Genomic DNA, 24,131 nt, shown 5'->3' with positions numbered 1-24,131 from the left:
GATTTCCTCCGTCAGTCGAACAGTTCGACGAGAGCGTGCGTCTCGAATCCGATGCCGGTTTCACACAGAGCGTCGAGGAGCACCTGTTCCTCACTTGTTTCGGTCTTCCATGCCAGTCCGCAGCCTGCGCTCACCTGAGAGGGAATCGGGATCATGCGTCCGGGCAGACCGCGCTGCGTGAACATGACTTCTGCCGCGAGTGCTTGCTCGGTGGACGCGAACGCGATGACCGCAAACGGTCGTTTGCGCCGCATCACGGGCGCAGAATGAGGTCAGCCTGCATCTGCTTCTCTGTGATGACATACATGTTGGTCACGTCACCAACTGCGAGCTTGTCGGTCAGGCCATAGTGGTTGAGACAGGTACCGCAGGTCAGAATCTCCACACCGAGCGATGCCAGGTTTTTCAGATCCTCGAGCGATGCCGAGTCTTCGCAGGTCAGGCGTGCGCCGCCGTTGTAGAACAGAATCGTGCTCGGCAGGTGCTCCTGCTGGGTGAGAGCAAAAATAAAGCCCTTGATGAGAATGCGGCCCAGCTCCTCATCGCCCTCGCCCATGTGGTCGGCGGAAATGACAACGACCGTCTTTTTCTGCGCCGCCGGTACGGTGCAGGCAATCTGCTCATCGGCTTCTGCCTTGCCGACGGTGTTTTCGGTCGTGATCGTCACGCAGAACTCCTTGTCCGAGCGTTTTTCGGTCGTGATCGAGCAGCCTTTGCTCTCCGCAAGGCGGGTCAGGTTCTGCACCGCAATTTCGTTATCTACCAGCGTCTGAACCGTGCCCGCACCGTTTAAATCCTGCAGCGCGTGCAGCGTTTTGATGACCGGAATCGGACATGCGTCACCGATCGCATTCACTTGTACCATAATAAAGTTCCTCCTTTTGGGGATGTTCTGTGGATAGTATAGCACAATAGAGCACGGAAGACCATAATTTATCCACAGGCTCGCGGAATACTGGGAGGAGAGGACGGTTTTTCTTGACGGTGTTCTCTTAAAAAGGGTAAAATTACAGTGTATTTTACAAATAATAAGGATAGATGAATTATGCGATAAACGATAATTAGCTATCCGTAACCTTATATAGAACACATTTACAAATATTACTTACTTATTTGAACTGTGTTACCGGAAAATTATCTATGGATAACCCGAATATCCAATATCTGATACAAAATCGTTATCTGATTGACTGACACGCTGAAAGGAGGCATAACCAACCATGCAATCCCGCACCTATCTTGCCATCGACCTGAAATCCTTTTATGCCTCCGTGGAGTGCCGGGAGCGCAGGCTGGATCCGCTCGACACGCACCTTGTTGTCGCGGACGAAACCCGCACGGACAAGACCATCTGTCTGGCAGTCACGCCGTCGCTGAAGAGCTACGGCATTTCCGGCCGCGGACGGCTGTTTGAGGTACGTCAGCGCGTTAAGCAGGTCAATGCCGAGCGGCAGCGCTGTGCGCCCGGGCATACATTCACCGGCGCGTCTTACTCTGCTGCGGAACTGCGGGAAAACCCGTCTCTTGCGATGGATTTCATCATCGCACCGCCGCATATGGCACATTATATGGCGTACAGCAGCCGGATTTATGCCATTTACATGAAATATGTCGCGCCAGAGGACATGGTTGTGTACTCCATTGACGAGGTGTTCATGGACGTGACCGGCTATCTGCAGACCTACGGCCTGACCGCGCGTGAGCTGGCACGGAAAATCATTCTCGATGTGCTGAACACCACCGGCATCACGGCCACAGCAGGCATCGGCACCAACCTGTTTCTTTGCAAGGTGGCGATGGATATTGTCGCTAAGCACGTTCCCGCCGACCGCGACGGCGTGCGTATCGCCGAGCTGGACGAGCGCAGATTCCGGCACGAGCTGTGGTCACATCAGCCGCTTACCGATTTCTGGCGCGTGGGACGCGGCACCGCGAAAAAGCTCGAGCAATACGGCATGTGCACCATGGGCGATATCGCGCTGTGCTCGGAGAAAAACGAGGATCTGCTGTATAAGCTGTTCGGCAAAAACGCGGAGCTGCTCATCGACCATGCGTGGGGATGGGAGCCGTGCACGGTCGCGGATATCAAAGCCTACAAGCCGAGCACCAACAGCATCAGCACCGGGCAGGTGCTTGCGTGTCCGTATACAGCGGACAAGGCACGTCTGGTTGTCCGCGAAATGGCGGATCAGCTGGTACTCGATCTGGTGAGCAAGGGCTTTGTCACCGACCGGCTTGTGCTGACCGTCGGGTACGATATTGATAACCTGAACGATCCGGCACGGCGGATTAACTACCACGGCAAGACCGAGACCGATCGCTACGGGCGCACGCTTCCAAAATCTGCACACGGCACGCAGAGTCTCGGAGAACTGACCTCGTCTACGCGAAAGCTCATGGACGCAGCGACCACGCTGTTCGACCGCATTATCGACCCGAATCTGCTCATCCGGCGCATGTATCTGGTGGCAGATCACATCCTTCCGGAATCTGACGCGCCCCAGCCGACTTGGTGTGAGCAGCTTGACCTGTTTACCGACTATGCTGCCGAGCAGGAGCGCCGGAGGGCAGAGCAGGCCGCACTCGAGCGGGAACGAAAGCTGCAGCAGGCGGCGCTTGCCATCAAGAGCAAATACGGCAAAAATGCGCTGCTCAAGGGCATGAACCTTGAGGAAGGTGCGACTGCCATCGAGCGAAACGGAAAAATCGGCGGGCATAACGCATAATCGGAAAAACATGCTAAGGCAATGTAAATGAATTGCCTGATTCTGCCTCTCCACTGACGTTCTATGTCGAAAATTCGACATTTCAGGCAGTCATCCTTGTATATGGCAATCAAAGGAAATATAATATATTCATAATAATATGAGAAATATATCTTTTCTGGAAGGATTGCGAAGCCGCAAGGCAGCTGTATACGGAGAAGCTAATGAAAATTATCTGCGAAAAAGGCTATCACGCCGGAAATGTCCTGCGTCTGGTAGCGGAATATTTGGAAAAACGATATCCGGATGATATGATTCTGGATGAAAATATGGAAATCACGCTTTCACTCAAGAACGGTGAGAACGGTCAGCCCATCGTGCTCGGTGAGGAGGAACTGCAGCTGTCGCACCATACAGCTGACCATTCCGAGGACTACTATAATCATGATGTGCTGACCCATTTGTACACGCGCTGCAAGTACGAGCACGACCTCAAGGTCTTTCAGCTGGCGAATTATGCGCGGCTGACCTGCATTTATATGGATGCCGTCGGCCTGCATGAGATCAACAACCACTTGGGACATGAGGCTGGAGACCACATGCTGTGCTCGATTGCGGACGGGATTCGAAAGTATTTCCCGGATGACTGCGCGTATCGTATCGGCGGTGACGAGTTTGTCCTGCTGTGTCCGGCGCGTCAGCCGGAGGAGCTTGCAGAAAGCCTTGCGGCGTTCCGTCACACAATCCGTGAGATGGGTTATGAGGTCTCGGTCGGCGTGTCTGAGAGCACGGACAGACAGACGCTGAACGAGACGGTCAATCGGGCTGAAACGGCCATGCGGCATGATAAGATGGAGTTTTACCGCAATAACGGCGGTATCCGTCAAATGCGCATCATAGATGACAAGCTGGAGCAGCTGCTCATCAAAAAGCAGGATGTTACCCGTTTTCTGCAGGCCATCGCACCGCTTTACAGGGGAGTGTACATGGTCAATGCCAAGCAGGATACCTGTCGGTATATCTATGTTCCGCCGTATTTTAAGACCATACTGGAGAATAATCATCATGCGTTTATGTCTTCCGTGCGTGAGTACTGCCGCGAACTGGTTCATCCGGAGTATTATGACGAATTTGCAAAGCTGCTGGATTACAGCTATATAGAGGAGCAGATTGCGGCGCATGGTTCGCTGGAGATGACCTATCAGATACGGGACGGCAGCCGGGTACATCTCAAAATCACCATGGCCGACCGGAGTTCCGCAGAGGCCCATGAGCTGCTGTGGATTTTTCTGGACGAAACGCAGTAGAAGAAAGCAGGTGAAGTATGTCCGCAATCGACAATCGAAAATACGCCGGGATTATGAATCTGCCGCATCATGTCTCCCCAACCCGTCCGCAGATGCCCATGAGCGACCGTGCGGCACAGTTTTCACCGTTTGCGGCGCTGACCGGGTATGCCGGTGTTATCCGTGAGACAGCGCGGCTGACCGACCGTAAAATCGAGCTGGATGAGACCATGCTGACCGCGCTCAACGAGCGGTATCAGCTGCTGCTTTCTGTGCTTGATGCAGAACCCGAGGTGGAGATCACCTATTTTGTGCCGGATGAACGCAAATCCGGCGGTGCATACCGCACAGTTTCCGGTGTGGTCAAAAAGGTGGATGAGTTCACGCGGCGGCTGATCCTGACAGACGGCACGGTGATTCCGATGGAGGATGTGCTGATGTTGGATGGGGCAATATTTGGACAGGATGAATGAGAAAATCCACGCTTTTCACAAAGAAAAGCGTGGATTTTTGTACATTCAGTGCAGAGCATCCAGTTCCTCCTGCAGATACCGGAAGAACAAACCGGCGTGGTATCCATCTGCCACCGCATGTGCAATGGTGATATTGACCGGCATATTGACCTTTTCGCCGCATTTTTCGTATCTGCCCATGACAACGATGGGAAAGTACGCCGGCTGTCCGTCCGCGACGCGGCTGCCGCAGCCGGTAAACGCCGTCCACGGCGTACAGGATATGCAGTAGAAATTCGCAGGCTGATTCGGCTTGGTCTTGATGCCCTTGACATCCTTATAGGTCTCCATATCTGCGGTAATGGCGTTGTAAAACGTGGGGAAATCCTCGGAAAAGTCCGTCCAACAGTCGGAAAACGTGCAGTCATCCGGATGAAAGAACGTGAAACTCGGTACGATTTTATCCCAGACACAGAGTTCGTTGTCCGCGTTTTTGAACATGCGGAAGTTCTCGATGCGGCCCAGCGCCTTGGTGACGCAGTAAATCGCCGCCGCGTAGAATTTACAGCCGTGTGCATGACAGAAACGGAGCAGGTTTTGCACATCCACCGGCGCCGTCATATTGAATTCAACCTTGAGAGCCTCGGTATAGTAGCGGTAGTGCTCACGGCGAGGCCAGCTTTCCATATCGACTTTTTTGAAGGCTTGCATAGCGTTCCATCCTTTCCGAATCCTGCAGGTACACGCCCTGACTTTTTGGCATTTGCAAAGCAAACGCTATTCATGCGCACTAACGCGCGAAATTCAAAATATTGATGATACGACTTGTTCAATAATCTTGCTGCTGTCAAATCTGCTGCTCCGCAGCGAACTGTGCCGCACCTGCGGCAGCTTCCTCGCGGCCGTCGGACAGCGTGAGCGGACAGCCGAAGGCAGACTCAAAGCGCTGCTGCAGATACCGGTTCTGCCGCAGACCGTTGCCCGAGCCGATTAGCCTTTTCGGCGTGCCGCCGGCCTGCCGGTACGCGGTGTACATTCGATTCAGCTCGTCGGCCATGCCGTCCATCACGCCGTAAATCAGGTGTAAAGGCGTGAAATTGTGCGTTGTAAGGCCGGAAATACTGCCGGTCAGGCTGCTGTCTGCGCGCGTGCCTTCAAACAGGGTGCAGACGGCAGGCACATCATCCGGACGCGGATTTTCATCCAGCAGACGCGCCATTGCGTCGTAGCAGCTGTTCGTTCCTGTGCCGAGCATGGACGCGGTGGAGCGGAAAAACTGCTCGAGCAGCGCGTAAGCGCGTCCGCCGCACAGCGAAGCACCTGCCAGAAGATAGCCGCTGCCCGGCATGGGGCGGGTCTCCAAGTCGTCTACCTGCAGATAGTGCGGCGTAAACACGGAAAACTGACTGCCGGTGCCGACATTCACGAGCATTTCAGCGGTTTTGTCGCGCACCGAGCGCAGAAAGCTGGCCTGATTATCGCCGATGGCGGCACAGACAGCCGCATTTTGGAAGTGCCCGATTACCGGCTCGGCAGCAAGCTGCGGGACAAAGTTCGGGTCGATACCGGCTTTTTGCAGAGCGTTTTGGTCGAAAGCACGGCGTTCCGCGTCGAAAAAGCCGATGCTTGCGGCATTGCTGGCATCCATGCGCGGCGCAGCCAATCCGCACAGCCGCATGGCAAGGTAGTCACCGATGGTGCAGCAGGTGACGGCGGCGGGCGGCACAAGTCCGGCGGCAAGGTTGTACGCGTGCGTTGCCAGACCGTAGCCTGCCGCGGCAAGGTATCCGGTCACGCGCGTGAGATACTGCACCCAGCTTTCGGTTTTGCTGTGCGGCAGGCTGCCGCGTGCATCCTGCCAGGTGTACAGCGGACTGACGGCGTTACCGTCCGCATCCACATACAGAATGCCGTGCATTTGCCCAGTCACGCCGATGGAATGAATATCCGGATAGCGTTCAAACAGCGTTTCGATAACAGAAAGTGCGGTTTGCGTGATCTTTTCCACGTCCTGCTCGCGTGCGCACGCCAGTGCAGACGGAATAAAGGCACCGTTTGCCCGCGTTTCGCTGGCGAGGAATTGCTCGTCCTCGAGCACAGCCGCGCTGATTGTTGTGGTGCCGATGTCAATGCCTAATGTTGTCATGCTGGGTCCCTCGGTTCGCCTGATGGTTCTGTCAGCAGTATAGCACAGCGGAGCGTGTATGAAAAGGAATTGCGCACAAATTTGTCCACAAGTTTGTGGATAATTTACCGACTTGAAAAACGAGTTGCACATGCTATAATAAAGTCGCAGAACAGAGAAAAGGGGAGCGAACAACATGGACCGAAATTTTCTCAAGCAGAGCATTCGGCGTGAGCTGGACTATTACAAGGACGGCCTGTTCAACGAGGATGAGGACGAATACTGGGAGCGTGCATGGGCGGCGCCGGACGATGATGACAGCATGGCGGAAAACGGCTTTCTCAATGTAGCGATGGCGCACCTGCAGGGCGATGAATGCGACGAAATCGTGCTGCTCGGCACGGAATACGGCTATCATGAGCCGGATTACGACAGTTATATCGACATCGGACACGCCTTTGTCAACGATATGGGCACCGGATTTCTGCAGACCGAGGGCACCGAGGATGATTGGGAACAGCTGGTTGACGATATTGCGGAAATTCTGGCTGGAAAGACGGAGTAGCTTTCCACCAAGTTATCCACATTGCTGTGGATAAAATAAAAAACGCTCGAGTAATCTCGAGCGTTTCAGTCTGTCGAAAAAGTCGTATGGTCAGCATTTTTCAGCATTTCGCGCGGCAGCGCGCATGAAACAGCATTAGCTCTGCAAATGCTCAAAAAGGGGGAGCATGTATCACCCTTTTTGAACTTCTGGAGGGAGAAAGTTTCTGTATAGGAACTTTCGGACGACTTTGGAACGGTCTACAATCCGTTCCTGCTTGTCGACGAAACTGTAGTTTCGCGACAGCCTCAAACGCTCGAGTAATCTCGAGCGTTTTTTATCGTTACGGCGGAGAAAAGGCGCAGCTGGAGGCCGCGCCTTAAACCTTAATATTATTGCAGGGGTGTTATTTTACAGCACCTGCGACATCAAAATCGCGCAGATCATAATCGGAATATTAAACGCAATAAACGTTGGGATACAGGTATCGCGGATATGGTCGTGCTGACCGTCGGCGTTGAGACCGGAGGTTGGGCCGAGCGTGGTATCGGACGCGGGCGAGCCTGCATCGCCAAGGGCAGCGGCGGCCGAAATGAGCAGGATGGTAGCCGGAGTGGAGAACCCAAGCGAGCTGCACATCGGCACGAACAGCACAGCGAGCACGGGCACAGTGCCGAACGAGGTGCCGATGCCCATCGTCACCAGCAGGCCGATGAGTGTAATGACAATCGCAGCGACAACCTTGCTGCCGCCTACGGCGGAAATACCGGCGTTTACGAGCGCGTCAATGCCGCCGGTGGCCTTGATGACCGAGGCGTAGCCGCCTGCCACCAGCATAATGATGGCAATCTGACCCATCAGACGGACACCGCCCTCGATCTGCTCGTCAATGTCACTCCATTTGATAGCGCGGAACACGATGATGATGATCAGGCCGCACAGCGCGGAAAGCGCCAGATCCTGACTGATAACCTGCACGACTGCGACAACAATCGCGGCGGCAAGCATGACATAATGGCGATACTCGAGCTTTTCCGAAATTACCTCGGCAGCGGAGGTGTCTGCTTCAATGTCGTGGTAGTCACGCGGCTTGCGGTACAGGACAAATACGGCGATGAACAGACCGATCAGCATGGCAACGCCAATGCTCCAGTTGGCGGCGGTAACGTCCTTGACCGTTACAGAAAGACCGTTTTCACTCAGATTATCCGCGATAACGCGCTGGAAAATCAATCCGAAACCAAACGGAATGGTGATATACGGCGCTTTATGGCCGAACGCCAGCGCACACGCAACGGCACGCCGGTCAAGCCGCATACGGTTCATCATGCGGAGCAGCGGCGGCACGAGAATCGGGATGTATGCGATATGCACCGGAATGAGGTTCTGCGACAGGCAGGCAACGAGCGTCAGCACACCAATGAGCGCCAGCTTGTGTCCGCCGAGCAGGCGCGACAGCTTTTTCGACAGAATATCGGCCAGACCGGTCGTGGCGATGCAGGTGGCAAACGTGCCGAGCAGGATGTACGCTAGCGCAGTCGTGGCGTTGCTGGCAAAGCCGCCGGTCAGCAGCTGCATAACGGTCTGCGTGCCCTCGGGCGCGTTCAGCAGCGGGATACCGCCGGCCACGCCGCCGATGATGCACGCGATGAGCATGGACAGCAGCACATTCAAACCGGTCAGGCACAGAACACAGAGCACCAGTACGGATATCGTGACCGGGTTTGTGAGCAGGCTGAAAAGAATAGACATGTATCATTCTCCTTAGAAACAAAAACCGCATGCAGCGGGACTTGCACACGGTAAAGTATTGAAGTTTTTCTTATTGTAGCAGAAAAAAGCCAAACCGTCAAGAAATGTTTCTTATCGAAAGAAGTTATTGGAAAAGCAAACGGCACCTGCGGGAAACAGGTGCCGAAAAAGGATACTATATAAATAGATATACCGGAAATCACAGGCGGCGCTTAAAATCCAGATAGCCCTGCAGGATAAGCGTTGCCGCGACTGCATCGACGTTCTGACGGTGTTTTTTCTCTTTTTTGCCGCTGCGGTGCAGGATTTCGTGTGCGGCGACCGTCGTGCGGCGCTCGTCCCACAGCACAACGTGCAGTCCGGTGCGCTCCTCCAGCTCCTTCGCCAGAGTCTCGCACTTCTCGGCACGAGGGCCAACTGTGCCGTCCATGTTCTTCGGGTGGCCGAGGACGATCTCCTCAATCTTGTTTTCCTGAATGAACGCCGCCAGCTTGTCCACCAGCTTGGCGTAATTCCACTCGTGGATCACGCTCGGCGAGCCGGCCAGAAAGCCGGAAGGATCGGAGATCGAAAGGCCGGTGCGGGCGTCTCCGTAATCAATGCCCAAAATACGCATAGTCATACTCCTGTTTCTTGGGCAGTTTTTCAAATCGGTGTTTTCTGCCCGTGTGATTACCCTGAGTATACCATAAAAAACGAAAATAATCAGCACTTTTTCAGAAAAAATGCTTGACCGCAAATCCCTCACATGCTATACTAAAAACACCTATGCAGGTTCTTTTTTTGCGCCTATTTTTCGTGTGTCTGAAAAGTTGACGTCGGAACGCTGACAGAGGGAGGCAATTAGCTTCAAGCCGTGTCACAGGGATACGGAAACGAAGCGATATATTAAAAGGAGGTGCCGTTATCTATGCGCGTAAAGATCACGCTGGCCTGCACCGAGTGCAAGCAGAGAAACTATGACACAATGAAGAACAAGAAGAATGATCCGGATCGTCTGGAAATGAACAAGTACTGCCGTTTCTGCCGGAAGCACACGCTTCACCGCGAAACGAAGTAAGGGAAAGGAAGTAGCTTAATGGCTGAAGAAACCAAAGCGAAAAAGCCCGGTCTCTTTGCTCGTATCGGCAAGTGGTTCCGCGAATTGAAGAGCGAATGCCGTAAGATCGTCTGGCCCACCCGTGAGCAGACGACGAACAACACGCTGGTCGTTATCGCCTGCGTAGTCATCATCGGTATTTTCATCTGGGTGCTTGACATCGTATTCGGTCTTGGTGTCCAGACGCTGCTTAAACATTTCGCCGCCTAACTTAAAAGGAGGCAACAATGTCAGACGCTGCAAAATGGTACGTTGTTCATACGTACTCCGGCTACGAAAACAAGGTAGCCTCTTCGATCGAAAAAGCGGTCGAAAACCGCAAGCTGCATGACCTGATCCAAGCCGTCAACATCCCGACCGAGAAGGTCGTTGAGGTAAAGGACGGCAAAAGCCGCGAGGTAGAGCGCAAGCTGTACCCGGGCTACGTGCTCGTTAAGATGATCATGACCGATGAAACCTGGTATCTGGTTCGCAATACGCGCGGCTGCACCGGTTTTCTGGGTCAGGACAAGTCCGGCGGCTCCAAGCCGATTCCGCTGACTGAGGAAGAGATCATCGCAATGGGCGTGGAAAAGCGCGAGATCGAGGTAAACTACGCCGCAGGCGACAGTGTTCGCGTTATCGACGGCGCGCTGGCAGGCTTTATCGGCGTTGTATCGTCGGTTGAGCCGGATAAGAACAAGGTAAACGTAACCGTTTCCATGTTCGGCCGCGAAACCCCTGTCGAGCTTGAGCTCGATCAGGTTGAAACTCTCGACGAGTGACAATGAGCGGAAGATAGATTTCCGCATTTACGGCAAGTGGGAGAGTTCCGTGCCAATTAGGAACTCGCCAGCCACCACATTTTTTGAAGGAGGAACCTTTCAACATGGCACAGAAAGTAGTAGGTTATATTAAGCTCCAGATTCCCGCAGGCAAGGCAACCCCGGCTCCCCCGGTAGGTCCGGCTCTCGGCCAGCACGGTGTAAACATCATGTCTTTCACCAAGGAATTCAACGAGCGCACCAAGAACGATGCCGGCATGATCATTCCGGTTATCATTACGGTTTATGCTGACCGTTCGTTCAGCTTCGTTACCAAGACGCCTCCGGCGCCGGTTCTGATCAAGAAGGCTTGCGGCATCGAGTCCGGTTCTGCTGTACCGAACAAGACCAAGGTTGCAAAGCTGTCCAAGGCTGACTGCCAGAAGATCGCAGAGACCAAGATGCCCGACCTGAACGCTGCTTCCCTGGAAGCTGCTATGAGCATGATCGCGGGTACCGCCCGTTCGATGGGTATCACCGTCGAGGAGTAATCTCCGGTTTTTATTTGTTGTACGAAGCTGCGGCTATCTGCCGCATACAGTGGGAGGGTTATTCAAGTTCCCGCTTAACCACTTAAGGAGGATTTATTGTGCATAAAGGTAAAAAGTATGTAGACAGCGCAAAGACGATCGACCGCACCAAGCAGTACGATCCGGCTGAAGCGCTTTCCACCGTTGTTTCCACCGCGAAGGCTAAGTTCGATGAGACCATCGAGCTGCACGTAAAGCTGGGCGTTGACTCCCGTCACGCTGACCAGCAGGTTCGCGGCGCTATCGTTCTGCCCCACGGCACCGGCAAGCAGGTTCGCGTTGCTGTATTCGCTAAGGGCGCAAAGGCTGACGAGGCTCTGGCTGCAGGCGCAGACATCGTTGGTGCAGAGGACCTGATGGAGCGCATCCAGAAGGAGAACTTTTTTGAGTTCGACGTAGTTATCGCTACCCCGGACATGATGGGCGTTGTAGGCCGTCTGGGCCGCGTGCTTGGTCCTAAGGGCCTGATGCCGAACCCGAAGGCTGGTACCGTATCTATGGACGTTACCAAGGCTGTTCAGGAGTCCAAGGCTGGTAAGATCGAGTACCGTCTCGACAAGACCAACATCATCCACTGCCCGATCGGCAAGGCTTCCTTCGGCGCTGAGAAGCTGCAGGACAACTTCGACGCTCTGATGGGTGCTATCATCAAGGCTAAGCCGGCTGCTGCAAAGGGTCAGTACGTTCGTTCCTGCGTTGTTGCTTCTACCATGGGCCCCGGCATCAAGGTAAGCACCGCAAAGATGATCGGCTAATTCAATAGCATTTTACTCGGCGGTTTTCCGCTGAGAGTCAGAAAGACAGACCGATGATTTCGATTGTTGGTCTGTCTTTTTGTAAAATAGCGTGGATTTTCACTGCACCAGACAGCGTGTGCCGAAAAATACGAAAACTCTCTCGATTTCAGAAAAATAGCAGGAAAGGCAGGTTAATTATGCCCGGTTTAGTCTTAGAAGGCGGAACCTTCCGCCCGGTATTCTCCTGCGGCGTGATGGATGCGCTGCTCGATAATGACATCATGTTCGATTACGTCATCGGCGTGTCCGCCGGCATTACCTATGCGGCGTCGTATCTCTCACGGCAGCGTGAGCGCAACATTAACATACTGCGGCAGTATCGTGGCGACAAGCGCTATTTCGGCGCGCGCAACCTGCTGCACGACCACTCCATTTTCGGCACGGATTTCGTATTCGACACCATCCCGAACCGGCTTGTGCCGTTTGACTGGGACGAATTTCACAAATATCAGGGTAAATATTTGGTGGGTGTCACCAATGCAAAGACAGGCAAAGCCGAATACCTCGACGGCATGCGCATGGACCGTCCGTGCACAATGCTGCGAGCGACCTGCGCCATCCCGATCTACTTCCCACCGGTGCAGATGGACGGCGAGACGTATTACGACGGCGGTCTGGCCGACCCGATCCCGATTCTGCGCAGCCTGCACGACGGCAACGAGCGCAATCTGATTGTGCTCACGCAGCCGGAAAGCTACCGCAAGACGCTGACGCGCGGCGTGGAGCTGACCGCAAAGTGGCTGAAGCGCAAATATCCGGCGATGCCCAAGGTGCTGCTTGAGCGTGCCAAGCACTACAACGAGACAGTCTGCTTCTGTCACCGTCTTGCGGAGAACAAACCGCAGGACACCGTGCTCCTTCAGCCCGAAAAATCGCTGAACAGCTTTGAAAAAGACGTGAAAAAGCTGGAATGGGGGTACGAAATGGGGTATAATATGACATGTGCCCGGATGGAGCAGATCAAAAATCTGTTCCGCTGACGGGTTTTGGTAAAAGAGAAATATTTTAGGGGGAATGAAAAAACGATGCAAAGCAACAGAATCATTCAGGTAGAGGAAAAGGTGCCGCCGCGCCTGCTCGTGCCGCTGTCCATCCAGCATATGTTTGCGATGTTCGGCGCGTCCGTGCTCGTGCCGTTCATCTTCCATATGAACCCGGCGATCGTGCTGTTTATGAACGGTATCGGCACGCTGCTGTTCATCCTCATCACCAAGGGCAAGGCGCCCGCATACCTCGGCTCGTCGTTCGCATTTATCGCTCCGGCGACCATCGTAATCCAGAACTGGGGCTATCAGTACGCGCTCGGCGGCTTTGTTGTCGTAGGTGCGTGCGGCTGTGTGCTCGCGTTCATTATCTATAAGTGTGGCACGGACTGGATCAACGTCGTTCTGCCGCCCGCAGCCATGGGCCCGGTCGTTGCGCTGATCGGCTTGGAGCTGGCAGGCTCTGCGGCTTCTACCGGCTGCATTGTCGGTGACAGCGTCACCACCGGAACGGTTGTCACCTTCCTTGTAACGCTGGCCGTTGCGGTATTCGGCAGCGTGCTGTTCCGCGGCTTCTTCTCGACTATCCCGATTCTGATCGCCATTATCTGCGGCTATATTGCGGGTGTGTTCACCGGTGTTATCAAAACCCAGACCATCATTGATGCGCTGCACACCAGCTTTATCTCCATTCCGAATTTCCAGACCCCGAAGTTTGACATCAACGCGATCCTGATCATTCTTCCGGTCCTTCTGGTTATCGCAAACGAGCATATCGGTCATCAGCTCGTCACCGGCAAGGTCATCGGCCGTGATCTGCTCAAGGATCCCGGCCTGCACCGTTCGCTGTTCGCGGATAACTTCTCGACCATGATCTCCGGCTTTATCGGCTCGGTGCCGACCACTACCTACGGCGAAAACATCGGCGTTATGGCGATCACCAAGGTGTACTCCGTGCGCGTGATCGGCGGCGCGGCTGTGCTGAGTATCATCTGTTCGTTCGTTGGTCCGCTGGCGGCGCTTATCCAGACCATTCCGGGTCCGGTCATCGGCGGTATCTCGTTCCTGCTGTACGGCATGATCGGCACCTCCGGTCTGCGTATTCTGGTTGATAATCATGTGGATTACAGCAAGAACCGCAACATGATCCTGACCTCGGTCATTTTCGTTACCGGCCTGTCCGGCGTGACGCTGGCGCTGGGCGATGTATCGCTCTCCGGTATGACCCTCGCCGCTATCGTCGGCATGATCATGAGCCTTGTGTTCTATGCGTTCGATAAGTTCCATCTGTCGAATGATGCGTAAACGAATCGAAAAAGCGTCTGCGTGAGCAGACGCTTTTTTATTATGAAAATCATGAAACAGGTGCGGAATCGGACGGATCAGCTTGTGCAATCGCTTCCAGATGGAGCAGGGTTTGATTTAACATATTTAACTGTGCCGGTCCGATCGACGTCAGAGCAAATGGAAGCGATGGAATAGCAGAGAAACGCTTCCGAATCTTGATATCGGTATCGCAGCCTGCATATGAAATGCTGAATTTAGTCTCGGTTTCAAAGATATTTCCTAATATGCCGGAGGTCTGAAGGTTTTTCCACAGTTCAGATACCGCAGTATGATTAGAAAAGTCTAATTCTATATATGGATGATTGGGATTCTTGATTTGAATAACGATTGCTAATTTGTCATAGACCGTTTGCCCGGCGGCATGCTGTTCGGCGGTGCCTTGAGAAATGCCGCCTTTCGGTTTCCTCTGCGTATAGGCGTGCGCGGAAGTAATGAGCTGTGCCTGGAGAATATCGGAGTAGGGGAGAGAAAAACACTCAAATGCTTCTAACGGGTGGGCATTTGTGCATTGAAGGGCATGTAATTCCGGCAAATCCTTTGTTTTATAATAGAGTAATTGCTGATTGGCACTGTCCAGAATAATACCTTGCGAACCGGAAAAATTGATACGGCATCGATCAATAACAGCATGGGAGGGGCATGTAATTTCTATGCTCCAGTCACATTTGCTGCCCTGTGTCTGCAAATGCTGGTATAAGGCGGTATAAGCTGCTTCTAACCATTTAGGTAAGTCTCGATTAAACAGATGTACAACATCCTGTCGTGCCTCGTCATGAAGCCACTTGTTGGATAGTATGGAACGAAGGGCAGCATAGATTCCCCGGAGTATGAGAGCTATGATCAGACATACTAAGAGCGTTAGTAAGATTACCATGTACAGTCCTCCTATTATCTTCTTTAGTATAGCTGGAAGAAATATGTATGTCAATTAAAAATATCATAATGATATCGTAATATCATCGTGATTAGCATACCCTATAATAAGGTGATAGCATGCTGATTATAGGGGAACGAATTAAAATGCTGCGGGAGAGCCACAACATCTCACAGGCCGCGCTGGCAAAGCGGCTGGGCATCACACGGTCGAGCGTAAATGCGTGGGAATTGGGCCTGAATGTACCGAGTACGCAGTATATTATCGAATTATCCGAGATTTTCAAGGTATCGACAGACTATCTGCTGTGTGTTGCAAAAACGCAGACACTGGATTTAACAGGTCTGGACGAGGAGGATATCGCCGTTCTGTATGCGCTGGCGACCCATCTGCGCAGAAAGAACCGCGAAATGAAATTATAAAAATAATTTGAAAAGTGTCTGCTCATGCAGATGCTTTTTATTATCCCATTGTTGAAAACCGGAAATCCGTACTATATAATTGTAAATATTCTGACAGATAACGGAGAAAACACAATGCAGAACGAAAAAACATCCGTTTTGGTGCTCGCACAGTGCGATTTGACCATGCGTGAGACGTTAAATACCCGATTCGGTACGCGGTGCGCGTTCACGTTCGCGGAGAACGGCGAACACCCGACCGCCGAGCAGCTTCGCGCGGCTGCGGTTATTTTCGGCGAGCCGAGTGAAGCCCAGCTGGCGCAGACCGAAAACCTGCGTCTGCTGCAGCTGACCTGGGCGGGCGCGGACAAGTACACGCGCATGGAAAATCTGCCGCGGAGCGTGGTGCTGGCGAATGCATCCGGTGCGTTCGGCACGATCATCGCGGAGTACGCGATTGGCAGTCTGGTGGCGCTGTACCGCTCGTTTGGACGGTACTGGAGCAACAAACAGGCGCATATCTGGCAAAAATACGACCATGCGGAGACGATTTCCGGCAAGACCGCACTTGTACTCGGCATGGGCGACATCGGCGCGAATGTGGCCCGCCGATTGAAAGTTTTCGGCGCAGCTGTGCTTGGCGTGAAGCGCACAGCGGTTTCGGCTGTACCGGCAGACTTCGACGAAGCGCATACACTCGATGCGTTAGACGCTCTGCTCCCGCGGGCGGACATCGTCATTGGCTGTCTTCCGAATACGCACGAGACCGCGGGTCTGCTGACTGCGGAGCGTCTGCACGCGATGAAAGCAGGCGCGGTGCTGGTCAATGTCGGACGCGGCAGTCTGGCGGGGACGGACGATCTGGTGTCGGCTTTGCAGGACGGCCACCTCGGCGGCGCCGCACTCGATGTGTTCGAGACCGAACCGCTTCCGGCGGACTGTCCGCTGTGGGACATGGAGAACGTGCTGCTCACGCCGCATATCGCAGGCCCGAGCTTCGGCGGCAGCGCGGACGTGCAGAACACGATCTGGCATATCTGCATGGACAATCTGGAGCGGTATTTGACCGGAAACCCGCTGAAAAATGTTGTAAACCGGTCGGAGGGATACTGATACGCGTTTCCCGCAGGTATAGCAACAGAGAAAAAACGAGCCGAAAGCCATGCTGTCGGCTCGTTTTTTGGTGCTCAGCAGTTTTTGAAAAGCCAGATGATAAAGTTGATAACCTCTATGCCGAGGAAAATCAGGGCAACCACGCAGATGACAGCCGTTGCCGCCATAAACTGGATGGATGGTTCGCCCAGGCTTTCAATAATCACGCAGGTCAGCGCAATAAACAAGCTGATCATGCACGCCGTATGCAGCGGATGCTGCAGGATCCACTTGCTGATCTGACCGGATTCGTCGGATTTCGGTGCAGGCTCGGTTGTTTTCTGCTCTACGGAGACAGGCCGACGGCCGCCGGACGCATTCGGTGCATTGCGCGCCGCTTCCTGCATGCCCTGCCGGTAGTGCACATAGCCGTCAAGGCCCTTGCCGTAGAAGCCGTAATCGTCTTTTTTCATATGCCATGCCTCCTTTTCATGCTTTGAGTATCGCATATCGGGTGTCCGATAAAACGGACTCAGAAGTGGTTGAACACAAATTTTCCAAATTACTGCTTTTACCATAGCATAACCGGGCGCAAAACACAAGCGGTGAAAATATGTATAAATGCTGGCAATTCCAATTGTGCAAAAGCAATGAAAAAGTTATAAATACACAAAACCGACACCAAATCGACAAAATTTTGTGATAAATATCATTGCAAAAAATGTAAAACAGTGATATGATGTAGGCAAATAAAGTGGCACAAGGGTACCCTTGTGTCTGAGGTACTCGCCCTCAGACACAAAACCTTCCTAAGTACAAATTTTGCGAAGGAAAGGCGAAACGGCACCACTTTTGCCGGAAAAAATAATTTTGAGGAGGATAAACATGAAAAGAAGATTGTTATCGGCTTTTCTCGCTGTGATGATGGTGCTGACCATGGCGCCGGTGGCATTTGCGGCGGATGAAACGAATACAACAAGTGTTGGTTCGTATGAAGATCTGGTCAATGCAATCGCTTCGGCAGAGAATGGCGCTACAATTACGCTGTCGAGCGATATCAATGTAACACAGACAATTGCTGTTAAGGATAAGGCAATTACGCTGAATTTGAACGGCAAGAAACTCTACAATGAAGAGGATTTGTGGGATAAGCCGGATAAAAAGGCAAATAATTGGTCACTGATTTCTGTTCGTGGTACTGGTAATTTGACGATTACCGGCAATGGCACATTGTCTGCGAAGGAAAATGATTGCTATGATGTAGATGTGCAGGATGCAGATGCTTCTGTAACGATTGAAAACGGTACATTTGTAGGTAATATTCATACTGTATATGTAGAACATGGTACTGCTTATATTAAAGGTGGTTCATACTCTATTCAGCAGACATATTATCCAGATGAAACTAAGTCTTATGAATTTGTGCTGAACTGTCTGGATGAGGCACGTCAAGATTACGAAGCTAAGATTTATGTTTCCGGCGGTAGCTTTGAAAAGTTTAACCCGGCAGACTGCAAGGCAGAGGGTGAAGGCACCAATTTCTGCGAAGAGGGTTACACCACGACTCAGAATGGTGACACTTATACTGTTGTTGCAGGTGAGAACGCTGCTGTCGCAAACGCAGGTGCAAATTATAACACGGTAGCAGATGCAATTCGTGAGGCTGGAAATGGCGGCGCGGTTACTCTGCTGAAAGACGTAACAGAAAATGTTGTTATTCCGACTGGCAAGACTGTTACGCTTGACCTGAATGGCAAGAACATCAAGCCGGCAACTGGCTGTGCGATTGTCAATAAGGGCAATTTGACGGTTACGGGCAGTGGTGAAGTACTGGCAAGCCAAACCGAAATGGCGGCTGTTGCCAACTTCCCGGATGCAGTTATTAACTTGAATGGCGGTACTTATCTGTCCAAGTATTGGTATGTACTGAAGAATATGGGAAGTATGACCATTGACGGCGCGGTAACTGTGAAGCCTGCTGACAGCGGTAATGTTTCGAGCCTGATTGATAACGGTTGGTATTATCCTACGGATAAAGTTGCTGGTGAGAGCGTTCCCGCACAGGCGGACAAGGCTTCGCTGACGATTAAGAATGGCGATTTCTCGGGTAAATCCGGTGAAAAAAGTTGTTCGGTCGTTAAAAACGATGACTATGGTGTTCTGAATATTTCCGGTGGTACTTTTGACAGTACTACGAATACCAATGCAACGAATGCGGCAACAATTCTGAATTGGAATATTGCAACGATTTCGGGCGGTATTTTCAAGGGTCAGTATCCGATTTCCAATGGCGCATTTGCGAATGCTGCGGACAAGGGCGAAATTACGATCTCTGGCGGTACGTTCACTGGTAGCAAAACTTTGTTTGGCTATGGTAAAGACGGCAATGGTGTTGGTAAAATTACCATTACTTATGGTAATTTTGCAGCACCAGCGTTTGGTGATTGGGGTAGCGCATATACGATGGAAATCTCCGGCGGCTACTTCACCGTTGACCCGTCCGCTTACTGCGTAACCGGCAAGACTGGCGTTAAAAGCGACAAGGACGGCTATAAGTACAAGGTTGGCACCATCGAAGTCAAGGACGAAAACAAAATCCAGACCGGTGCCAAGGTTGGTGATACTAAGGCTGATGCAAGTGCAATCGCTGAAGATAAGCGCCCGGCTGCAAAGGCTGTCGGTGCAAGCGTAACGTCGACCACGCTGACGGACACCACTCCGATTACGGCAGACGACAAGGCGCAGGCTCTGACTGAACTTGTAAAGAACAAAAAGGTTATTCTGGAGTCGGACGGCACGATTCCGAAGAATACTACCGTTACCGTTGTAAAGAAAACCTATCTGGATGTTACCGTAACTGCATATGATACCACGAGCGATACGGTTTCTATGGACATTGTTCCGAAGTATGACCTGATTGCAGTTGCAAAGAACAGTAATAGTGCGGCAGAGCAGATTGTTCTGAAATCTGCACAGGATGCAAAGGTTGGCTCGACTGAGGTTGAGGTAACTCTGCCGAATAAGTTCAAGGGCAGAAAGGTTTATATCAACCACAATAACGGTGCAAACCTGTATGTTGCAACTGCTAATGAAACCACCGGTAAGGTTAAGTTCACCACCAACGGTTTCAGCCCGTTCACTTTCGCACTGTCCAACCCGAATGTTGTTGCTGAGGTAAACGGCAATGCGTACACCTCTTTCGCTGATGCTGTAAGCGCAGTTCCGGCAAACGGCACTATCGAGATTACCGGCGGTACTTCTCCGTACACCGGCACGGCAAACAAGACGTTTACTGTTAAAAACAGCACATCTGCTGATATTACTGTAAACGGCCAGACGATTAAGCCGACCAAGTCGTATACCTTTAAGTATACTCACTCCTCCGGCAGCTCCTCCGGCGGCTCCTCCTCCGGCAAGACGACCTACAAGGTAACCACCTCGGCGGTCAACAACGGCGGCGTAAACGCTTCTCCGTCCAACGCGGAAAAGGGCGCTACCATTACCATTACCCTGTCCCCGGACAAGGGCTACAAGCTGGATAAGCTGACCGTTACCGACGGCTCCGGCAAGTCCGTTTCCACCGTTAAGAAGAGCGACACCGTTTACACCTTCACCATGCCTGCTTCCGCCGTTACCGTTGGCGTAAGCTACGCAAAGGCGGACGAAACCCCGTCTAAGACCACGTTTAACGACGTTTCCGCGAACGACTGGTTCGCTTCCGCGGTTGATTATGTAACCGGCAAGGGCATGATGAACGGCACCGCAGCGAATACCTTCTCTCCGAAGGCTAATACCACCCGCGGCATGCTGATGACGGTTCTGGCACGCCATGCCGGCGAGGACACCACCGGCGGCTCGGTCTGGTACGAAAAGGGCATGAACTGGGCTAAGGCGAACGGCGTATCCGACGGCACCAACCCGCAGGTGAACATCACCCGCGAGCAGCTGGCAGCTATGCTGTACCGTTACGCACAGAACAAGAAGTATGACGTTTCCGGCGCGAAGAGCCTCGACGGCTATACGGACGCGCAGAGCGTAAGCAGCTATGCTGTTCCGGCGCTCCAGTGGGCGAATGCGGCTGGCGTTGTTAACGGCAAGTCCGGCAGCAAGCTGGACCCGAAGGGCTACGCGACCCGCGCGGAAGTAGCGGCAATGCTCATGCGTTTCTGCGAAAACGTGGAAAAGTAAGCGAAAATGCAATAAAAACCGCACAGCTTCGGCTGTGCGGTTTTCTTTTGCTTGCCAAAGACGCTTTTCTACTGTAAAATGGGAAATAGAGGAGAAGGGGAAAGAGAAAGAAGGAAATCCTATGCCAATCGGAGTAATTGTCAACTGTATCTCGGTGCTGGCCGGCGGCGTGATCGGTTCCGCACTGGGACACGTCCTGCCGAACAGCCTGAAAGAGCATCTGCCGACGCTGTTCGGCATGTGTTCGATCGCTATCGGTATCAATTCCATCATCAAGGCGGTCAGCATGACAGCGGTCGTGCTGGCGATTCTGGTGGGGTTTACCATCGGGCACCTGCTGCACCTTGAGGATTGGGCAAGCCGGTTTTTTCATCGGCTGGTCAAAACCATGCACCTCGGCGGGGATAATATTGATATGGAGTTTTACATCACGGCGGTCGCGCTGTTCTGCTGCTCGGGCTTCGGCTGGTACAGCACGCTGACTGAGGGCATCGCGGGCGATCCGAATCTGCTGTTTGCAAAGTCCGTGCTGGACTTCTTCACTGCGATGATCTTCGCGTCTACGCTCGGCAAGGCCATCTGTGCCATCCCGCTGCCGCAGTGCGTGATTCTCCTGTGCGTGTTTACCGCAGGACGGCTGCTGTCCGGTGCGCTCACACCGGAAATGTTCGCGGATTTGTCCGCGTGCGGCGGCGTGCTGACTATGTCGGCCGGTTTTCGTGTCTCCAAGATCAAATCCGTGCCGCTGGTCGATCTCATGCCCGCGCTGATACTCGTTATGCCGTTCAGCGCACTCTGGACTATGTTGATGGGGTAAATTTGAAGCGGACTCTTTTACGGGTCTGCTTTTCTTTTCCTTGACAATAGTCCTAAATCATACTATAATAGCGTGATACGATTTAGGACTATTGAGGTGCATTATGGATTTTCGCAGACAAATGAACGACTTGTGCGCATGTATTTTTCGACAGGATGAGCTGTACGATATCTGGGCGAAGCACAGCGGCATGAAACCCAGTACAGTAACGGTGCTGTATATGTTAGATCAGTTTTCAGAGATGACACAAGGAGGAATCGCGCAGATGTGTCTGCTGCCCAAGCAGACAATTCATACGGTGGTGCAGGAGCTGGAGCAGGCCGGTTATCTGGAAAAGGTGAGCGTATCCGGCCGCAAGGAAAAGCCGCTGCGCCTGACCGAATCCGGCAAACGCTACACAGCGGATAAGCTGGGCGGTCTGTATCGCGCAGAGGAACGCGCCGCCGCTGCCATGGGCGCTGAGCAGTTCGCCATGATGGTGGAAATGACCCGAAAATTTACCGATTCTTTTGAAAAGGAGATTCGCAATGGAGCAGAATAACGCGCTTGCGCGCAAATTCAACGCCGCATCGCTGCTCCGATTCGCACTGCCGAACATTGCAATGATGATGCTGCTGTCGATGTACACCATCGTGGACGGCATGTTTATTTCGCGGTTTGCCGGCACAACCGCGCTTTCCGCAATCAATATGTCGTATCCGCTCAACTGCCTGCAGATGGCTACCGGCATTATGCTCGGCACGGGCGGCAGCGCTATTATCGCCCGCCGGCAGGGGGAGGGACGCACAGACGAGGCGCGCCGCAACTTCACCATGCTGATTGCAGTTGCGCTGGGTATCGGCCTGATTTTCGCCGTGTTTGGCAATCTGTTTCTGAACCCCATCCTGCGTCTGCTTGGCACGAGTGAGCTGCAGTGGGCAGACTGCCGTATTTACACACGCATTCAGCTGGTGTTTGCACCCATGCTGTTTCTGCAGACTGCCTTCCAGACATTGTTCGTCACCGCAGGCAAGCCGGGCTTGGGTCTGCTGACCTCGGTGGGCGGCGGCATTACAAACGTGGTGCTTGACTGGCTGTTCATGGGCCCGATGAACATGGGCGTTGCCGGTGCGGCGATTGCCACCTGCCTCGGCTATTGCGTGCCGTCCATCGTTGGTTTGGTGTATTTCACTAAAAACCGCACCGGAAGCTTGTACTTTGTGCCCTTCAAATTCGACGGACAGACTCTGCTTGCCGCGTGCGGCAATGGCTCGTCCGAGATGGTCAGCAACATTGCGAACGCCATCACCACATTCGTGTTCAATACGCTGTTCATGCGCTACCGCGGCGAGGACGGCGTAGCCGCCATCACGATTGCAATGTACTTCCAGTTTGTGTTTACGGCGGTGTATTTCGGCTTTTCGATGGGCGTTGCACCGGTTATCAGCTATAAATTCGGCGAGAAAAATATCCCGCAGCTGAGGCATATCTTCCGCATCTGCATAACGTTCGTGCTGGCGTGCTCGCTCGGCACATATTTGCTCTCGTGGCTGACGCTCGAGCCGGCGCTGACCCTGTTTACGCCGCGCGGCAGCAGTGTGTATGGGATTGCCATGCACGGCTTTCCGATTTATGCGGTCAGCTTCCTGCTCATGGGCACGAGTATTTTCGCGTCCTCGCTGTTTACCGCGCTCTCGGATGGTCTCGTGTCTGCGATCATCTCGTTTTCGCGCACGCTTGTGTTCCTCGTGGCGATGCTGCTGCTCCTGCCGCTGATTTTGCAGGAAACCGGCATCTGGCTGGCTGTTCCGGTAGCAGAGGCGCTCGGCGTGATGGTTTCGGTGTTTTTTCTCGTCAAGGGACGGAAAAAGTATCAGTATTAAGGGAAAGAGTGCTGTTGAGGGAACAGCACTCTTTTGTTATATATAGGTGAAATATAACGAATTGTATATAGGATGAAGGTGTAGAGTAAAGGAAAAGCGCGCAAACGGCGGAGCGCTAAGGTCGGCGAACCCTGCGGTGAAGTCTAACATCAGAACACTTCAAACAGGAACGCATTGCATATCTGTACTACAGCAACCGCAGAATCAAGGCAAAGCGAAAGGGCCTGCCGCCTGTAATTCACAGGCAGCAAGCCCTTTCGGTCGCTTGAACAATTTTTGTCTGACTTTTAGAGGTCACTTCAAAAAATGCCTTGCTGTTGTATTTGAGGGAATGAAAAGCATTTGGAGCTGCTTTTCTAATTTAGAATAGAGAGAGGAGAAAGAAATTCTAAGAAGAATTACTCGCCGACCTTGACGAACACGCCGCCAGCCTGGCAGGACTCGGTAGCAGCCTTAGCCATGAGAACCGGACGC

Annotated in this window: 25 protein-coding genes; 17 read left to right on the top strand and 8 right to left on the bottom strand. The window is 52.9% G+C overall.

All coding sequences use genetic code 11. From position 1 onward, the window contains the following. Positions 1-11: 11 nt before the first annotated feature. Positions 12-254 (bottom strand): DUF3343 domain-containing protein, encoded by a 243-nt coding sequence (locus tag DW724_RS13365; protein ID WP_118761812.1) that lies wholly within the window; start codon positions 252-254, stop codon positions 12-14. Then, the gene (gene yedF / locus DW724_RS13360; RefSeq protein ID WP_118761811.1) at positions 254-865 is read right to left on the bottom strand and encodes a sulfurtransferase-like selenium metabolism protein YedF; all 612 of its coding nucleotides are present in this window, start codon (positions 863-865) and stop codon (positions 254-256) included. Before yedF ends, DW724_RS13365 begins: the two co-directional genes overlap by 1 nt. A 355-nt stretch (positions 866-1,220) precedes the next feature. Between yedF and DW724_RS13355 the strand changes: the two genes are divergently transcribed. The 3 genes from DW724_RS13355 (at position 1,221) to DW724_RS13345 (ending at position 4,464) form a co-directional block, all read left to right on the top strand. Beyond that, on the top strand, positions 1,221-2,726 hold the full coding sequence (locus tag DW724_RS13355; protein WP_118761810.1) for a Y-family DNA polymerase: 1,506 nt from the start codon (positions 1,221-1,223) through the stop codon (positions 2,724-2,726). 203 nt (positions 2,727-2,929) lie between these two features. Then, entirely contained in the window at positions 2,930-4,012 is a 1,083-nt protein-coding gene (locus DW724_RS13350; RefSeq protein WP_118761809.1) for a GGDEF domain-containing protein, read from the top strand. Between the two features lie 17 nt (positions 4,013-4,029). Further along, the gene (locus DW724_RS13345; RefSeq protein ID WP_118761808.1) at positions 4,030-4,464 is read left to right on the top strand and encodes a hypothetical protein; all 435 of its coding nucleotides are present in this window, start codon (positions 4,030-4,032) and stop codon (positions 4,462-4,464) included. A gap of 45 nt (positions 4,465-4,509) precedes the next feature. On the opposite strand, the gene DW724_RS13340 is transcribed toward DW724_RS13345, so the two are convergent. Further along, the gene (locus DW724_RS13340; protein WP_118761807.1) at positions 4,510-5,154 is read right to left on the bottom strand and encodes a CatA-like O-acetyltransferase; all 645 of its coding nucleotides are present in this window, start codon (positions 5,152-5,154) and stop codon (positions 4,510-4,512) included. 136 nt (positions 5,155-5,290) lie between these two features. Further along, positions 5,291-6,589, bottom strand: coding sequence for a sedoheptulokinase (locus DW724_RS13335; protein WP_118761806.1), 1,299 nt, complete (start codon positions 6,587-6,589; stop codon positions 5,291-5,293). 175 nt (positions 6,590-6,764) lie between these two features. On the opposite strand from DW724_RS13335, the gene DW724_RS13330 reads away from it, so the two are divergent. After that, on the top strand, positions 6,765-7,133 hold the full coding sequence (locus tag DW724_RS13330) for a hypothetical protein (RefSeq protein WP_117751899.1): 369 nt from the start codon (positions 6,765-6,767) through the stop codon (positions 7,131-7,133). A gap of 390 nt (positions 7,134-7,523) precedes the next feature. Here the strand turns inward: DW724_RS13330 and DW724_RS13325 are convergent, their stop codons facing one another. Both DW724_RS13325 and ruvX read right to left on the bottom strand, forming a co-directional pair. Further along, entirely contained in the window at positions 7,524-8,864 is a 1,341-nt protein-coding gene (locus DW724_RS13325) for a Na+/H+ antiporter family protein (RefSeq protein ID WP_118761805.1), read from the bottom strand. 199 nt (positions 8,865-9,063) lie between these two features. Then, complete coding sequence (gene ruvX / locus DW724_RS13320; RefSeq protein ID WP_118761804.1) at positions 9,064-9,480, bottom strand: Holliday junction resolvase RuvX; 417 nt, start codon at positions 9,478-9,480, stop codon at positions 9,064-9,066. Positions 9,481-9,774: 294 nt separating this feature from the next. Here ruvX and rpmG point away from each other — a divergent pair, with 294 nt between their 5' ends. From rpmG to uraA, 7 genes are all read left to right on the top strand, one after another. Further along, positions 9,775-9,924, top strand: a complete 150-nt coding sequence (gene rpmG, locus DW724_RS13315) for a 50S ribosomal protein L33 (RefSeq protein ID WP_110435831.1) — start codon at positions 9,775-9,777, stop codon at positions 9,922-9,924. 18 nt (positions 9,925-9,942) lie between these two features. Beyond that, positions 9,943-10,173 (top strand): preprotein translocase subunit SecE, encoded by a 231-nt coding sequence (gene secE, locus DW724_RS13310; RefSeq protein WP_110435832.1) that lies wholly within the window; start codon positions 9,943-9,945, stop codon positions 10,171-10,173. A 17-nt stretch (positions 10,174-10,190) separates the two neighbouring features. Continuing rightward, positions 10,191-10,727 carry a transcription termination/antitermination protein NusG gene (gene nusG, locus DW724_RS13305; RefSeq protein WP_110435833.1) on the top strand — a complete coding sequence of 179 codons (537 nt, stop codon included), beginning with the start codon at positions 10,191-10,193 and terminating at the stop codon, positions 10,725-10,727. 104 nt (positions 10,728-10,831) lie between these two features. Then, entirely contained in the window at positions 10,832-11,257 is a 426-nt protein-coding gene (gene rplK, locus DW724_RS13300; RefSeq protein ID WP_118481005.1) for a 50S ribosomal protein L11, read from the top strand. 98 nt (positions 11,258-11,355) lie between these two features. Further along, complete coding sequence (rplA, locus tag DW724_RS13295) at positions 11,356-12,051, top strand: 50S ribosomal protein L1 (protein WP_118360867.1); 696 nt, start codon at positions 11,356-11,358, stop codon at positions 12,049-12,051. A 179-nt stretch (positions 12,052-12,230) separates the two neighbouring features. Next, positions 12,231-13,073 carry a patatin-like phospholipase family protein gene (locus tag DW724_RS13290; RefSeq protein WP_118761803.1) on the top strand — a complete coding sequence of 281 codons (843 nt, stop codon included), beginning with the start codon at positions 12,231-12,233 and terminating at the stop codon, positions 13,071-13,073. Between the two features lie 45 nt (positions 13,074-13,118). Beyond that, the gene (gene uraA / locus DW724_RS13285) at positions 13,119-14,381 is read left to right on the top strand and encodes a uracil permease (protein WP_118761802.1); all 1,263 of its coding nucleotides are present in this window, start codon (positions 13,119-13,121) and stop codon (positions 14,379-14,381) included. A gap of 49 nt (positions 14,382-14,430) precedes the next feature. Here uraA and DW724_RS13280 read toward each other — a convergent pair whose 3' ends face one another. Then, complete coding sequence (locus tag DW724_RS13280) at positions 14,431-15,297, bottom strand: hypothetical protein (RefSeq protein ID WP_118761801.1); 867 nt, start codon at positions 15,295-15,297, stop codon at positions 14,431-14,433. A 119-nt stretch (positions 15,298-15,416) separates the two neighbouring features. Here DW724_RS13280 and DW724_RS13275 point away from each other — a divergent pair, with 119 nt between their 5' ends. Both DW724_RS13275 and DW724_RS13270 read left to right on the top strand, forming a co-directional pair. Next, positions 15,417-15,719, top strand: a complete 303-nt coding sequence (locus DW724_RS13275; protein ID WP_330426318.1) for a helix-turn-helix domain-containing protein — start codon at positions 15,417-15,419, stop codon at positions 15,717-15,719. Positions 15,720-15,833: 114 nt separating this feature from the next. Beyond that, a complete protein-coding gene (locus DW724_RS13270; protein WP_158580359.1) occupies positions 15,834-16,811 on the top strand; it encodes a D-2-hydroxyacid dehydrogenase in 978 nt (325 codons plus the stop codon). Between the two features lie 74 nt (positions 16,812-16,885). On the opposite strand, the gene DW724_RS13265 is transcribed toward DW724_RS13270, so the two are convergent. After that, positions 16,886-17,263 (bottom strand): hypothetical protein, encoded by a 378-nt coding sequence (locus tag DW724_RS13265; RefSeq protein WP_118761799.1) that lies wholly within the window; start codon positions 17,261-17,263, stop codon positions 16,886-16,888. Between the two features lie 412 nt (positions 17,264-17,675). Between DW724_RS13265 and DW724_RS16125 the strand changes: the two genes are divergently transcribed. The 4 genes from DW724_RS16125 (at position 17,676) to DW724_RS13245 (ending at position 23,657) form a co-directional block, all read left to right on the top strand. Next, positions 17,676-20,978: an S-layer homology domain-containing protein gene (locus DW724_RS16125; RefSeq protein WP_243105761.1), complete on the top strand. Its 3,303-nt coding sequence runs from the start codon at positions 17,676-17,678 to the stop codon at positions 20,976-20,978. 121 nt (positions 20,979-21,099) lie between these two features. After that, complete coding sequence (locus DW724_RS13255) at positions 21,100-21,795, top strand: DUF554 domain-containing protein (RefSeq protein ID WP_110435842.1); 696 nt, start codon at positions 21,100-21,102, stop codon at positions 21,793-21,795. 103 nt (positions 21,796-21,898) lie between these two features. After that, entirely contained in the window at positions 21,899-22,336 is a 438-nt protein-coding gene (locus tag DW724_RS13250) for a MarR family transcriptional regulator (RefSeq protein WP_118761798.1), read from the top strand. After that, complete coding sequence (locus tag DW724_RS13245; protein WP_118761797.1) at positions 22,323-23,657, top strand: MATE family efflux transporter; 1,335 nt, start codon at positions 22,323-22,325, stop codon at positions 23,655-23,657. Before DW724_RS13250 ends, DW724_RS13245 begins: the two co-directional genes overlap by 14 nt. The last annotated feature ends 474 nt before the right edge of the window (positions 23,658-24,131 follow it).

The sequence above is a fragment of the Butyricicoccus sp. AM27-36 genome, from assembly GCF_003480945.1.
Lineage (GTDB): Bacteria > Bacillota > Clostridia > Oscillospirales > Butyricicoccaceae > Agathobaculum > Agathobaculum butyriciproducens.
This window is presented reverse-complemented; position numbering and strand designations above follow the sequence as displayed.